Origin of the sequence: Chryseobacterium sp. T16E-39 (assembly GCF_002216065.1) — a bacterium.
Lineage (GTDB): Bacteria > Bacteroidota > Bacteroidia > Flavobacteriales > Weeksellaceae > Chryseobacterium.
Genome location: NZ_CP022282.1, coordinates 1,650,194 through 1,665,138, shown reverse-complemented (window position 1 = coordinate 1,665,138; position 14,945 = coordinate 1,650,194). Strand labels below are relative to the sequence as shown.

General features: G+C 35.3%; 9 protein-coding genes. 4 read left to right on the top strand and 5 right to left on the bottom strand.

The features are described from left to right. The first annotated feature begins 10 nt into the window (after nt 1-10). Together CEY12_RS07515 and CEY12_RS07510 are read left to right on the top strand one after the other, a co-directional pair. On the top strand, nt 11-1,432 hold the full coding sequence (locus CEY12_RS07515; RefSeq protein ID WP_089027105.1) for an efflux transporter outer membrane subunit: 1,422 nt from the start codon (nt 11-13) through the stop codon (nt 1,430-1,432). Nucleotides 1,433-1,487: 55 nt separating this feature from the next. Further along, nucleotides 1,488-2,048 carry a DUF2652 domain-containing protein gene (locus CEY12_RS07510; RefSeq protein WP_089027104.1) on the top strand — a complete coding sequence of 187 codons (561 nt, stop codon included), beginning with the start codon at nt 1,488-1,490 and terminating at the stop codon, nt 2,046-2,048. A gap of 153 nt (nt 2,049-2,201) precedes the next feature. Here CEY12_RS07510 and CEY12_RS07505 read toward each other — a convergent pair whose 3' ends face one another. The 5 genes from CEY12_RS07505 to CEY12_RS07485 form a co-directional block, all read right to left on the bottom strand. Further along, nucleotides 2,202-4,463 carry a glycoside hydrolase family 3 C-terminal domain-containing protein gene (locus tag CEY12_RS07505; RefSeq protein ID WP_089027103.1) on the bottom strand — a complete coding sequence of 754 codons (2,262 nt, stop codon included), beginning with the start codon at nt 4,461-4,463 and terminating at the stop codon, nt 2,202-2,204. Nucleotides 4,464-4,920: 457 nt separating this feature from the next. Beyond that, on the bottom strand, nt 4,921-5,730 hold the full coding sequence (gene metQ / locus CEY12_RS07500) for a methionine ABC transporter substrate-binding lipoprotein MetQ (RefSeq protein WP_089027102.1): 810 nt from the start codon (nt 5,728-5,730) through the stop codon (nt 4,921-4,923). A 131-nt stretch (nt 5,731-5,861) separates the two neighbouring features. Beyond that, the gene (gene metI, locus CEY12_RS07495; protein ID WP_089027101.1) at nt 5,862-6,518 is read right to left on the bottom strand and encodes a methionine ABC transporter permease MetI; all 657 of its coding nucleotides are present in this window, start codon (nt 6,516-6,518) and stop codon (nt 5,862-5,864) included. After that, entirely contained in the window at nt 6,511-7,539 is a 1,029-nt protein-coding gene (locus CEY12_RS07490) for a methionine ABC transporter ATP-binding protein (protein WP_089027100.1), read from the bottom strand. Before CEY12_RS07490 ends, metI begins: the two co-directional genes overlap by 8 nt. 21 nt (nt 7,540-7,560) lie before the next feature. Then, nucleotides 7,561-8,562 (bottom strand): EamA family transporter, encoded by a 1,002-nt coding sequence (locus CEY12_RS07485; protein WP_089027099.1) that lies wholly within the window; start codon nt 8,560-8,562, stop codon nt 7,561-7,563. Between the two features lie 631 nt (nt 8,563-9,193). Between CEY12_RS07485 and CEY12_RS07480 the strand changes: the two genes are divergently transcribed. Further along, on the top strand, nt 9,194-13,135 hold the full coding sequence (locus tag CEY12_RS07480) for a hypothetical protein (protein ID WP_157676781.1): 3,942 nt from the start codon (nt 9,194-9,196) through the stop codon (nt 13,133-13,135). A gap of 2 nt (nt 13,136-13,137) precedes the next feature. Further along, entirely contained in the window at nt 13,138-14,538 is a 1,401-nt protein-coding gene (locus CEY12_RS07475; RefSeq protein ID WP_089027097.1) for a hypothetical protein, read from the top strand. The last annotated feature ends 407 nt before the right edge of the window (nt 14,539-14,945 follow it).

Sequence of the window (14,945 nt, the reverse complement as noted above, 5' to 3'; positions counted from 1 at the left end):
ATTTTAAAAAATGAATTCAATTAAAAATATAGCATATATAGCAATAGTTTCCGGGGTAGTCATTTCCTGTAAAGTTCAGAAATATGAGCAGCCGGAAATCAAAATGCCTGAAGCTTTCAGAAATGATAGCATTACGGCTGGTGAGCAGAATCAAAATATTGCAAGGATCAGCTACAAAGATTTTTTTAAAGATCCCATTTTAGTTGGTTTGATTGATAAAGCTGTGATTCAGAATAATGATTTACAAGTGGCTTTAAAGCAGATCGAATTTGCTTCTTTAGCCTATAATCAAAGTAAATGGGCTAATGTACCGACTGTCAGTGCAACAATTGGCAATGCAAGTATCAGCCGCCCCTCGGATAATAGTATGAATGGAATGATGGCCGGACAGTTCATGGGAAGAAAGTATACGGAAGATTATACGAGTTCTGTCAATATTTCATGGGAAGCAGATATCTGGGGGAAAATCAAGGGTAGGAAGGAACAGGCATTAACGGAATATCTTAAAACTCAGGAAGCGGCGAAAGCGGTGAAAACAGGATTGGTCGCTGCGGTTGTTCAGGGATATTATAACTTGCTGATGTTGGATACCCAATTGGAAATTACCAAATCTAATTTAACCTATTCTGATACTACGTTGAAGTTTCTGGCCAAACAGCAGGAGGTAGGTCTTACCACTGCTCTTGCGGTACAACAACAGGAGATTGTAAAAGATCAGATCTTAAAAACGATTCCAGCCATTGAAAGTTCTATTGCAACCCAGGAAAATGCCTTGAGTTTACTGACAGGATCAATGCCTGATCGCATTGAGAGAAAAGAAAGTCTGAATACAGTTCAGTCTCCTGATCATATTACAGCAGGAATCCCTTCCGAGCTATTGAGCTACAGACCGGATATTAAAACTGCTGAACTGGAAGTGAAAAAAAGCGTGGCAGCGATTCATGTAGCAAAAATGAGTATGTATCCTTCGCTGAATATTACAGCACAAGGTGGAATTAATGCTTTCCAGGCCAGCAAATGGTTCAGTATTCCGGGATCGCTTTTCGGAATGGCAGCGGGAGCTATAGCACAGCCTATTCTGAACGGGAAACAGCTGAAAACACAATATGAACAATCCAAAGTATTATCGGAGCAAGCTGAAATCAATTTTAAACAATCGGTTTTAAAAGCTGTGGGTGAAGTTTCAGATGCTTTGGTACAGATTCAGAAACTTGAAGATCAGCAAAAGATTGCTGAAGGTCTGGTAACGAAATCTAATGAAGCCGTAAAAAAAGCAGATATTTTATTTAAATATAATTCAGCGACTTATGTAGAAGTGATCCTGGCACAAACCAATAAACTTCAGGCTGAACTGGATCTGGCTTCTCTGAAAGCTCAACGTTTGAATGCGATTACTGCTCTTTACCGATCAGTAGGTGGCGGATGGCAATAAAGTAAAATGAAACCTGTTGCGTCTTTAGATACAACAGGTTTTTAAACGATACATCATGGATGCAAATATACAAGAGGGTATTATACTGATTCCGGATTTCAATGGATTTACCGAATTTGTATTCAATACAAAACTATATACAGGAGAATATATTGTGAGACAACTATTATCTATCCTGATTGATGTGAATGACCATTATTTTGAGATTTCTGAAATTGAAGGGGATGCTATTTTATTTTTCAGATATGATAAAAATCCGTCATTTAAAAAGGTTTCGAATATGCTTCGGAATATGCAGAATGCCTTTACAAGAAAAGTGGCTGAACTCAATGAAGCACTAAGCATCTCCATTGATCTGTCATTAAAATTTATTGTTCATTACGGGAAATTTTCACAGTATAAGATTGGAAATTTTAGAAAACTATATGGTGCGCCGGTGGTGGAAGCTCATCAACTTTTGAAGAATGATTTTGCAAAACAACCTTCTTATGCACTATTCAGTAATTCTTTTCTTGAAAGTACTGAAAGTACCAATAGCTTTTGTAATGATGAAAAACAGGATCTGCCCGATGTTGGAGTGATCCATTATTTTGAAGAAATAGAACAGCATATTTAATTTTTTCCTTGTAAATTGCTATTGCTGTGCCCGGAGTGATCCGGGCATTTTTTGTTTTTGAGCATTCGGTCAAAGACATAGATTCTGTATTATAACCCAAAAGAAAACCTCCCTTTCGGGAGGTCAAAAAACACAAATGATGAAAAAAATTATCTATTTTAAAATGAATTTCACTTTCGTTTTAATAGCATCAGAAGAGTTTCCGATTAATGCTTCAAAGTCTCCGGGCTCAGCTACCCAGTCATGCTTTTTAACATCAAAATAGCTTAAAGCTGATTTATCAATGGTAATACTTACTTCTTTTTGCTCTCCGGGATTTAAAAATACTTTTTCAAAACCTTTCAATTCTTTTGCAGGACGTGGAACAGAAGATTTCGGATCACTGATGTATAATTGAGCCACCTCAGCACCTGCTTTCGTACCTGTATTTTTTACAGTAAATGTGAAGGTTATTTTATCGTCCTGAGCTATGGTTGTTTTATCTGCTTTGGCTTTTCCAAACTCAAAAGTAGTATAGCTTAATCCGTGTCCGAAGCTGAATAAAGGTTTTATATTTTTGGTGTCATGCCAACGGTATCCAACAAAAATTCCTTCGTTGTAAGTAATGTTGATCGGATTCTTTTGATCTTTTCCTTTTCCTGCGGCTAATTCATCTTTCTGTCCGGGATATTCTCCCAATTGGTGTGCTGAATTGTCTTCTAATTTCACCGGGAAGGTAAAAGGTAATTTTCCTGAAGGATTAGCATCACCTGCCAGAATAGAAGCGATAGAATTTCCTGCTTCAGAACCTAAATACCATGACTGAACAATGGTTGGAACTTCTTTGATCCAAGGCATTGCTACAGCGTTTCCTGAAACCAGAACCACAGCAAGGTTTTTATTAGCTTTTGCCAGTGCAGAAATCACATGATCTTGATTGTATGGAAGGCCATAGCTTTTACGGTCATTTCCTTCACTGTCCTGGAAATCACTTTTGTTTAATCCTCCTACGAAGATGACGATATCTGATTTCTTAGCCAGTTCTACAGCTTCATTGATTAATTCAGCTTCTGAACGGGTATCTTTCAGATCCTGTCCGGATTTTACACCGTTGTATTCACCTCCAATATCTCCTACATAGCCTCTTGCATATTGTACATCAGCCTGTTTCCCGAATCTTTTCTTGATTCCGTCTAATGGTAATGTTTCGTATTTCACTTTTAATGAAGAAGAACCTCCACCAACAGTCATTATTTTGATAGCATTCTCTCCGATAACTGCTATTTTTTTAGTCTTAGTGATATCTATAGGTAATATATTGCCCTGATTTTTCAATAAAACGATTCCCTCTTCACCGATTTCTTTTGCTACCGCCTGATGCTCAGCAGAAGCGATGTTCCCAAAAGGTTTGTTTCGGTTCATCGTTGTTTTATAGGCAAGGTTTAAAAGTCTGGTTACTTTATCATCAAGCTCTTTTGTTCCAACTTTTCCGGATTTAATTAAATCCAGATAAGGTTTTGCTAAATAATAGTTGTCATAAGCATTCTTTGTTCCTGCTGATAAACCATTGGTCCAGCTTCCAAATTCAAGATCCAATCCATTATGGATCGCCTGTTCTGTATTATTTACAGCACCCCAATCAGAAACAACGACTCCTTTATATTTCCATTCTCCTTTAAGAATATCATTTAAAAGATATTGATTCTGGCTTGCATACTGGTTTTTATACATATCGTAAGCTCCCATGATCGTCCATGAACCTCCTTCGGTTACCGCAGCTTTAAAAGCCGGTAAATAGATTTCATAAAGTGTTCTGTCATCCACCGTAACATTGCTGGTATGGCGGAACATTTCCTGGTTGTTGAGTGCAAAGTGCTTTACACTGGTTGCTACTCCGTTGGATTGTACTCCCTGAATATAAGGAACCACCATTTTTGAAGTCAGATAAGGATCTTCGCCCATATATTCAAAGTTTCTTCCATTCAGTGGTGTTCTGTAAATATTAACTCCAGGTCCCAAAAGGATATCTTTTTTTCTATATCGGGCTTCTTCTCCTAAAGCTTTCCCATAGTTCCACGACATTTTTTTATTCCATGTCGCAGATAATGCTGTTAAAGCCGGATAAGCAATGATTGAGTCATTGGTCCAACCTGCCTGGTTCCATTCATCCCACATTACTTCCGGACGTACTCCATGCGGACCATCTGTAGTCCAAAACTCAGGAATCCCCAATCTTGGAACACCGGGTGAGCTGAATTTTGACTGCGCATGAAGCATTGCTACCTTTTCTTCCAGTGTCATTCTGGAAAGTGCATCCTGAACACGCTGTTCTACAGGTTTTGTTTCATCTAAATAGACCGGAAGGGTAGTATTTTGAGCCATCGAAGAAATTGAAATAAGAGTGAATAAACTTACTATGGCAGTTTTCTTTAACATAAAAACCTTTTTTTGATTCGTAACAAAAATAGTAATTTTTTTTATTATCTCAAATTGAGATAATGATTTTTTTTGATAAATGGTTATATATAATCATTCAGGATTAAAAAATTAGTAATTGTTACGTTTGAAATTTACTGTTGTATAGGGAGAATGGGGATATTCTGAAATTGAAAGTGGAGATTAAAATTGAAAACTTTTAATTATCAAGATGGATTGCTTTAAAAAGATCTTCTACTGAATCAGAAAAAGTAGATAAGCAATTTTATAATTGGGTACATTCTTGAATTTTTTTAACTCTAAATAACTGTTGTCAGTAAGAAAGAATAGTAGTAGGAGATGAAATTTTACATTTATCTGTTTGAGGTTCTTTGAGAAGGCTAATTGGGTAAAATAATAAAGCAGTGCTTCAATAGTTATTGTATTGTTACACTGCTTTATCGTTATATTTTAGAATTTACCATCCTTTTACGACTCCACCTTTGAAAATAGATTGAGCCTTTTTTAAAACCTCATCAGACTGATAAGCTTTTACAAAATTTTTCACTTTTTCTGCATCTTTATTGTCCTGTCTGGAAACCACAAGATTTACATACGGGGAATCTTTATCTTCTTTAAAAATGCCGAATTTTTCTTCATCTAATCCAGCCTGAGCTGCGAAATTATTATTAATGATCGCAATTACAACTTCCTTATCATCCAAAACCCTTGGTAACTGTGGAGCTTCAATTTCTACTATTTTCAATTGTTTTGGGTTGTCGACAATATCAGTGACTTTGGGCAATAAACCAATTCCTTCTTTTAGTTTTATTAAACCATTTTTCTGTAAAAGAAGAAGAGAGCGTCCTCCATTTGTAGGATCGTTGGGAATAACGACTGTACTTCCATTTTGAAGTTCGCTGATATTTTTGATCTTTTTTGAATAGGCAACGATAGGGTATAGGAAAGTATTCCCTACCACAGCTAATTTATAGCCTCTTTGTTTGGATTGTTCGTTAAGGTAAGGAGCATGTTGAAAAGCATTTGCATCAATATCACCATTGTTCAGTGCTTCATTAGGAACCACATAATCATTAAAGGCTACTAATTCTACCTCAAGGTTATATTTTTCTTTAGCCACTTTTTTAGCCGTTTCCGCAATTTCCTGTTCCGGTCCTGCAGTTATTCCCACTTTAATATAATTGGGATCATCCTTTTTTGATGAATTACATGCATTGAATACTAACAAACCCGCTGCTAATAATCCTAAAATTTTTGCTTTTTTCATTGTATATTATTTTTTTATTTAAAGGCTAAGTCATTTAATGGTGAAATCGCTGAATAGCGAAACTGCAAAATTGATAAATTTTGTCGAATATAGCTAGTGCTGATCAAATTAAACTCATACTCTCCCATCCTTTATCGGTGATCAAACTTCTTTGCCAGTCGGTCGCCAGAGAACTGGATAATGAAAACCAAAGCCACTAAAAGTCCCAGAACAAGGTTCATGATAACAGCATCATAACCAATATATCCATACTGATAACCGATCTGTCCTAATCCACCTGCACCAACAGCTCCACCCATTGCGGAGTAACCTACCAATGTAATTAAAGTGATGGTTGCATTATTGATCAATGAAGGAAGGGCTTCAGGAAGAAGGACTTTTTGAATGATCTGAAAGGGGGTTGCGCCAAGGGCTCTTGCCGTTTCAATAAGTCCATGAGGAATTTCCAGTAGACTGTTTTCCACCAATCTTGCGATAAATGGTGCAGCTCCGATACTCAATGGAACCAAAGCAGCATTGACACCAATAGAGGTTCCAACCAAAGCTCTTGTGAAAGGGATCATCCACACGATTAAAATAATGAATGGAATAGAACGGAAGATATTCACCAGAATGGATAAAACCCTGTTGTATGTTGTATTTTCCAGAAGTTGCCCTTTTCTTGTTAAAAACAGAAGGATACCCACAGGAAGTCCTAAAACAAAACCAAAAAAACCGGAAACAAATGTCATATAAACTGTTTCCCAAATTCCCTTTGACAAAAGAGAGATTACCGTATCACTAAGCATAACCTTTTACTGTATTTTGAATTTTATTTTGATTAAAATAATAGATTGCTTTTTGATTTTCTTCTGCTTCACCTTTTAATTGCAGGAGAAGTTTTCCAAAATTGGAATCTCCTAAATATTCTACATCCGCTTTTAGCAGTTTATAAGGGATTTTATATTCATCGTGTATTTTTGACAGTAGTGTTTCTACGGTAACATGTTCATTCAGTTCTATTTCCACAAGTGGAAACAGGCCTTCTTGAGGCTCTTTTTGTAGCTTTTTGTTAAGCTCCTGGGGGATCGTCATGATTCCTGGATTTATAAATTGTTTAATAACCGGATGTTCTTTATCCGAAATAATTTCCTGTAAGGTTCCTTTGGTAAGGAGTTTTCCCTTGTCTATCACTGCAACATGATTACAAATAGCTTTGATTACATCCATTTCATGAGTAATCAATAGAATAGTGATTCCTAAGCGTTGATTGATATCGCGTAATAATTGTAAGATCGATTGGGTAGTAGCAGGATCCAATGCACTGGTTGCTTCATCACAAAGAAGAAGGTGAGGATCATTTGCCAAAGCTCTTGCAATGGCTACTCTTTGTTTCTGTCCTCCTGAAAGACTTTTAGGATAATCGTTTGCCTTATCTTCCAGCCCAACAATTTTCAAAAGTTCATTCACCTTTCTTTGAATTTCCGACCGGTTTACATGATCCAGTTCTAATGGTAATGCTACATTATCAAAAACAGTTCTCGAAGCAAGTAAATTAAAATGCTGGAAGATCATTCCAATCTTTTTACGTTCCCGCGCAAGTTCCTTGGATTTTAACTGGACGAAATCTTTTCCATTGATGATAATCTGTCCCTTATCAGGCCTTTCTAATAAATTCACTGTTCGTATTAAAGTGCTTTTTCCAGCTCCCGAGAATCCAATGATCCCAACGATATCACCCTGTTCAATACTCAGACTGACATCGTCCAGTGCCTTAAAAGCCTGTTTCTTTTGATGAAAGGTTTTTGAAATGTTCTTGATTTCTATCATTATAGTTTTAATTACTTTAATTTATATCGGTTGATAAGGCCTGTTATTTCTTTTTACCAACCGTACTGCTTTTCTGATTTTTACCTTTGAGCGTTTGGAAAGTTTGAAATACTTTGTAATATTAGTAAGGAGAACTCCAATTAATATCACAGATAAACCATACAACTGATTTCCGTTGATTGTCTGATTAGCAATAATCCAGCCAGCAATCACAGTTACAATAGGATTTATGTAGGTATGGGTGCTGACTAAAGCTGCCGGTTTTACAGATAATAGCCAAATGTATGAAAGATAGGCGATAATTGACCCAAAAAAGATCAGAAATAATACACCCAACCATGCCGATAATGGAATTGCAATTACAGAAAAAGTACTCCATTCGTTTCTAAAAGAGGCAATTATAAAAGAGGCAACCCCTGCAATAATTAATTGTTGCGCAATATTCATAAATGTGGAGTGGCTGCCAGGATTTTTCTTGGAATATAAAGAACCCAAAACCCAAGCTACTGAACTTATCGCTAATACAATAAATGCTGTAACACGCAAAGAGCTACTTACAACGTGGTGTGTATTTGAATTTACACTTCCTTTGAGAAATAAAATAAGTCCGATAAAGCCTATGATCAAGCCGATAGGAATAAATTTATCTGAGAAATAATATTTCCAGTTCCTTTTATCGATAGCAATAAACCAGAATGGGCCTGTTGCTATTGTTATAGCCGCTTCAGAAGCTGTGATATATTGTTCGCCCCAGGCAACAAGCCCTGTTCCTCCGGTAAGAATAAGGATTCCTGTAATCCCATTTTTTCTCCAGTTGACCAAAGAATTGGCTTTTTCTCCCTTCGTTAAAAGATAGCCAAGCATCAATATTCCAGCTATTAAAAATCTGAAGCCTGATAGTATAAAAGGCGGAAATCCTTTTAATCCGAATGAAATAGCTAAAAAAGTAATGCCCCAAATCACATAGATATTGGTAAATGCTATTGGGATCAGCCAATTATTTTTAGATTGAGTTGTACTCATTGTATATGTTTTTAATGTTGTTCATGTAATAAAAAAAGGCTCTACAACGTGGTAGAGCCTTTAGAATATATCTATAAAAGTAAGGTCAACCACAGCAATGTCGGAACATAGGCATACAGAAATGAATCATCATTCTATTGATCATCTGTTTATTCATTAAAGCTGTATGTTTAAATTCCGGTTTCATTTTTTTATTTCCTGAATACGGTTGCAAATATAAAACATATATTTCTAAAAGTCTACTAAAAAAGTAGACTTTTTGTAAAATTAATTTTGGGTTAATATTTATATTGTTGGTTAATAGTTATTTATGGTATTTGTGCTGATCGTCTTATGATTAGGATGACATAAATTATATTACGTCGAGTTTTGACGTTGAAACGGGATAGATTTGTCACGGAGAAATGGGTAATGATCAATTGAAAGAGTTTTTGAAAAGGTATAATTTCAAAAGGATCTACGAATTGGAAAAGTTATTCTTAAAGGTTTCATTGCAGAGATATTGGATGGTCTTTGGTGAATCAGATAGCAACAATTTCATCAGTTAAAATTTTAATTCTTAATTCTTTAGGATCAATACAAACAAATTGATCCAAATCTAGCCTATATATTAATCAAAAAAAATTATAATATGCCATCATTAGCCTATTTTACATCAACAACTGCATCTATGCCTTTACAGGCAGCTGCTCAGGGATATGGTATAACTGCAGACATTAATAAATTTAATGTAAGCAGTTCATTTACTTTTACCGGTGGTGAAGATGTATATGCTGTAGTAGACGGAACGATTTTATTACAGCAGCAACAATCAAGTCCAGATAAAGTTAACCTCATATTGCGGCCATATAACCAAAAAAATATTAAACTTCCTATTAAATATATTATTTACAGAGGACTAAGGATATCAGACTTTTTAGATAGTAGCAATATTTCAGACCCTGCGAATAAAGTTAAGACTTCAGGTAGCGAATTACTGACTAAAATGCAGGCCATTCAAACTCAAAGAGCACCTGGAACTGCAATACCAGTTGAGGCTTTATTTGGAAATGAGCTTACACCAGCAGCTACCAAAAATATTGATGATTTTTTCTTTAAAAATCAGGCTCCTTCTTCCCAGCTTTTTACCATCGATTGTGGTATGGAGATGGGGAAATTCTCAGCAGGTGAGGTAAGTATTGAAGTAATACTTGAAAATCCTGAATTTTTTGTTAATGTTGAATTAGCCAAAAGAGCAAAACATGAAATAGATGTTGCCTCAATTTCAGATCCTGCGCAGAAAAAGTGGACGCAGGATCTGGTGAGACATTTCGTTGATCCTGCCGCTTTTTTTGGATTTCATCACGACATAATAGGAGGGATTGAGTACAGGACTGCAGTCGCAAATAAGTTGGTGGCCAACACACCGGTTTTAGTGTATCAGCAGCTTATTGAAAAATTCAGCACCAAAAACAAAGTATATCTTGATCTAAGAAATGAAAACGGGTATTCCTACAACTATTATAATAATTACAAAGGTACCGGAGCAGATGCCAGTAAGAATATTAAAGTAGGGCAGTCGCTTGCTTCTATGGTTAATAAAGAATATAGTACCAATGGGTGGGCGGTACATGTCATCGATATAACAGCAGGAAGTACGGCAGAGAATGAAATTCATCTTGCTTTTAGAATTAATGATAACGAGAGACCGATAATTGCGGGATGGAATATTGAAATTAGTCCAAATACGGTGATAGATCCACCTTTAAGCAATACAACAACCAGAAGGATGTATTTTGTGGATGAGACAAGTTTACTGCCTGTTCCAATTCCTAATCCACTTCCCGAATTTACCAATGCTATATCCTTAAAAGTTCCCAATGCATTGGTCAGTACACCCGCACAGTTAGCAACGATTGTAAAATTAGATTATATAAAGCAATTAAGACTAAATGACGGAGCAGATGCTTTTCCTCAACAAAACCCAACAGACTATCTCTTTGGCCCAATTAATATACAGATTCCGTGGGATAGTCAGGATGGAGTACAATGGATCGGAAGCAACCATCAGAAATATTTTGATGGGATCAATCACGGTATAACGCGAATTGTTATTGCTTATAATATTGCTGCTGTTAATGTGGGACTCAATGAATTTACAGTAAGTGGGTTGGTTGGTTCTACAATCATTAATAATATGTATACGCTTAAGGCGGGAAGCTTATCATCACCATTTAATATTGTGAGTATTACAGAAAATTCTGCAGGTAACCAAACCGTCATTAAGGTACAGGAAGCAATACCATCTACCATAGGGGCTGGAGATTTTATACTGGCTTTTGTTGATAAGTTAGCTATTGCTGATTATCAAAATCAAAGTTTTATCATTCCTAATGAAGATTTAACGTCTATACCCTCACTTGCTTCAGGTGGAGGATTATGGCATCACTTCAAACTGGATATTGATGATGTCAACAGAAAATATGTGATTGATAATGTCAGTTTTCAGGCGGGAAATACTGTCATAAAAGTAACCACTCCCATAAAAAAGTATGGTCTTTCTGCAATGATGCAGACCGGAATGGTTTCCGAAACAAATGTTAATACCACAACGACGGACACAGATAATGTTCTTCTTTATGCTGTTCCTAATTATTACTTTAATAAAACAGGAAGTGCTGATAGCCATTTCTTTAATTATAAAGGGGGAAGATCTTCATCAAATACTTTTTTCGATGAAATAAAAAAGTTTGATCCTAAATTTTATGTTTCAAGAACAACGGTTGAAATGACACCGGGAGTATTTAAAAATTTAATAACTCATAATAGCGGTAAAGGAGTTAAAGAAAATATTCTTTTACTGACTGTCACAAAGACAGAATGGAATACTCTTTTAAACCAGACCAATACCCCGGTTGGTGGAAAACAGTTCAGTAATTTTCATATTAAAGTTTGCAAATTGGTGAGACAGGGTGGACTACAAAAGAGTATAGATTTTAAACCCTATTATAGATATAAATTGGTTATTGCAGGATTAGATACTACAGGAAGCTATATTCAGACTCTGGAAGCTAATGGAGTTAATGTTTATTCTATAGATGGAATCACCTTCTCATCAGATGATTATGCCAAAACAATTACAGCCAGTACGGCGACCTCGATTATTAATTTTAAGAGGCGTTCCGATTATGCTTCAAAAGGAGGACATTATGGTTTTGACTGGATGAGATCTGAATATATTGCTGAAACAGATATCACTAATCCTACAACTCCTCAGACATTAACAGGAAGAGGTGGGATATGTATTCCAAATGTTACCAATATAACCAAGGCACAAGCCCAGGATGCTTTGAAACAAGAATTTACACCACTATCGATTGGTGGGCACCAATATTACGTTCCATGGCTGTCTATGTACGAAAATCATGCAACAGTAGTTGCTGATGGAGGAACAGTAATTCCTGCTGAGCATGAAGTAAAGTTAGAGATGAGTCTTGATCCAAGATCAACTGCGAGTACGGGAACAGTAACTTTTGATGTACCACAGGGAATGGAAGTTATTTTTAATGATGCTACTGGAAATATTGTCAATCAACCCATTAATATCTCAAATATTAATTCTATTATTGCTACAGTAAAATGTCATCAAAAAAATAGTGCTGATAGAAAAATTTTCATCAAAGATGAGAGGAATAATGCAGTTGGGGCATTAAATGTATTGCGGAATAGTGAAAAATTACGTTGTGATGTAAGGTTCGTAAAATTTAATTTAAGGGGAACACTTACAGGAGGAGACAGAACAGTAGCGTTCTTGAGTAATCAGGTCAATTATACAGCAGGAAGCTCTGATATTTATTTGGGAACTAACAAGCAATCAACTCAGTCTTTGACATTGAATCAAAATTTAAATGAATGGAAGACAAAAATTAATAATTCGGAGAGAAGTGCTAAAAACCTGATGAGGCAATCTTTAATTAAATATAATCCAATTAAATTAGCGAATGGGGATATTGACCTTACGCGACAAGTTACTATAGATTTTGGAAACTATACAATTGGAAATGTATTACCTGCGACCAGTCCTCTGAACCGGTTTAAAAATAAATTGACTGGGGTTCAGGCAAATGGTAACCTGATTTTCAATGACCTCCAAGAGTCTGATTTAATAGAATTTATTAATATTATTAAAGATATATATATAAGTGCTTACCCGATTAATGATGAAACTGTCACAGTATTTGTATTTCCTTGTAATGTTATTGCTGACTTTCTGAGAGGAACTGCGGGAGCTGCCAATGGTATTGATAATGCAAAATGTGTATTGTTAAATGATAGAACTACGTTCGATATTGACAAGACTTTACAACATGAAATTTCGCATACATTAGGTCTGCCTCATACGTTTCAAACGGGATTGTTAGGAATTCATAGCTTTGAACAATATCATACAGAAAATATTATGGATTACATGTATCCCACAGGCAGCACATCACCGGCACCTCACTATAGATTCGGAAATAATGATTATGGTATTTCTTATTATAAATGGCAAGTAGAAACTTTAAAACAAGATCCTGATTTAAAAACTGAATAATTATGAAATCAATAATCTTTCTTATCACTTTTTCTATTTCTTTTGTATGTTTTGGACAGAACAAACCCAAAAAAACTGCAGAAAGAAATGATAGTATATACGCTCTCATTCATTCGTATGACGGCAAAATCCCACGTGGTGATAAGAGAGATTTTTACCGTTCTCCTTTAGTGGTAATGAATCCCGGCATAGTATCTGGTAGTGACAAAATCACTACGATCGAAGAACAACAAGTAAAATATATCAGGAATGTTTACCTTACTCAGGGATCGACTGTTTTCTATGATACGATCGCTATTGATAAGCTGACATCAAAACCCTTAAATGGGTTTTATAAGATTAAGGTTAAGAACAGGAAATATGATACTGTATTTGAAAGCTTTAAAAACGGATCTCCTTTTTTGGTGGATACCCGAAACCCTTCGGCATACTACAAGTCTAATTCTTTGGTTAAACAAAGATTTTACATTATAGAAAAAGGAAAGGATGCACGAGAGGCTATGAAAGGCTATGCAGAAGATTATATTCCAATCGCCTCAAACAAATGGAGAAGGGAAATAAAAACCTGGCCATCAGAGCAACTTATAGTTGAAGATACAGTATATTACCGTAAAGGAAAAGGATATATTGAAGGAGTACAGAACATTTATGATAATAAAAATGGAAATAAAAACGGAGGTATTGGTAAAACTCATTTTTTTGAAAAGGGGAAGCTAACCAAGGTTGTTGTTTACCAGTATGATCATAACCGGACTAAGACCATTTCATCTGATTTAACAGACAAAAATTTTGCGACAGTAGTAGAAGATAAAGATGATAAGGGGAATGTATATAAGAAAAGTAATTTTGTGTATTTTCCACCAAAAAAATGTCAATTTACCCTTCTGGATTCATATTACACGGAAATTGAAAAAGGGGAGCAATGTTTTGTTCCCGATGGCTCCCAGTATGAATACAAAGGTTCTGCGGAAAGAAACCAGCCAATGGATATTGAAGAGACTTTGTATTATGATAAGGGGATCCTTATAAAAATAGAGAAGAAAAGTGTGAATCCCAATTATACTTTATCAGATGATATCACTATTGCAAATTATGGAAAACCTATACTTGTTAGGTCAAAAGAAACAATAGATTATAAAGCTAAGAAAGAAATAAGAGCGTATTTTTCAGGATCAGATGCTAAACCCATTGTAAATACCACTAAAACCTATTTTACCTGTATCAGCCATCCATTATTTGAGAGCTATAAATGTAATGAACAGAATCATAGCGGGCCAGCTCAATTTAAAAGCAGGACAGAATATTATGACCCATCTGGAAAGCTGATCTTTGAAAGCGATTATGATGATACTTTTAAAGGGAGTTTTGAGGAAGATATTCATCTAAAGGTCAGTAAAAAGTAAAATATTATCTTATTGATTCTTATAGTTCCAGATCGCGGAACAAAGTCTGAAGACTTTGTTCCGCGATCTTTTTTTACCTGTTTTGTTGCCATGTATTTTTTAGAAAAAATATAAAGCGTCGAGTTTTGTCGTCCTTGGTAAATAGCTTTGCTTTAGAATCAAAGAATAATAAAAATTAAAAGGTATTATTGATTTTTAATGAAAACTTTAAAAATAAAAAATAATAAAAAACACGTCAGTTTTTGTCGTTACAGCCTGATAGATTTGTAAAAGTTTAAACATTATAAAAATCAATAATCAATTGCTGATTGAGATTGACCTGCAGATCTTTTATTCACCTTCAACAAACCAATACATCCACTAATCACTAAAATTATTATTAATCATGAATACTCTAATGACTTTCC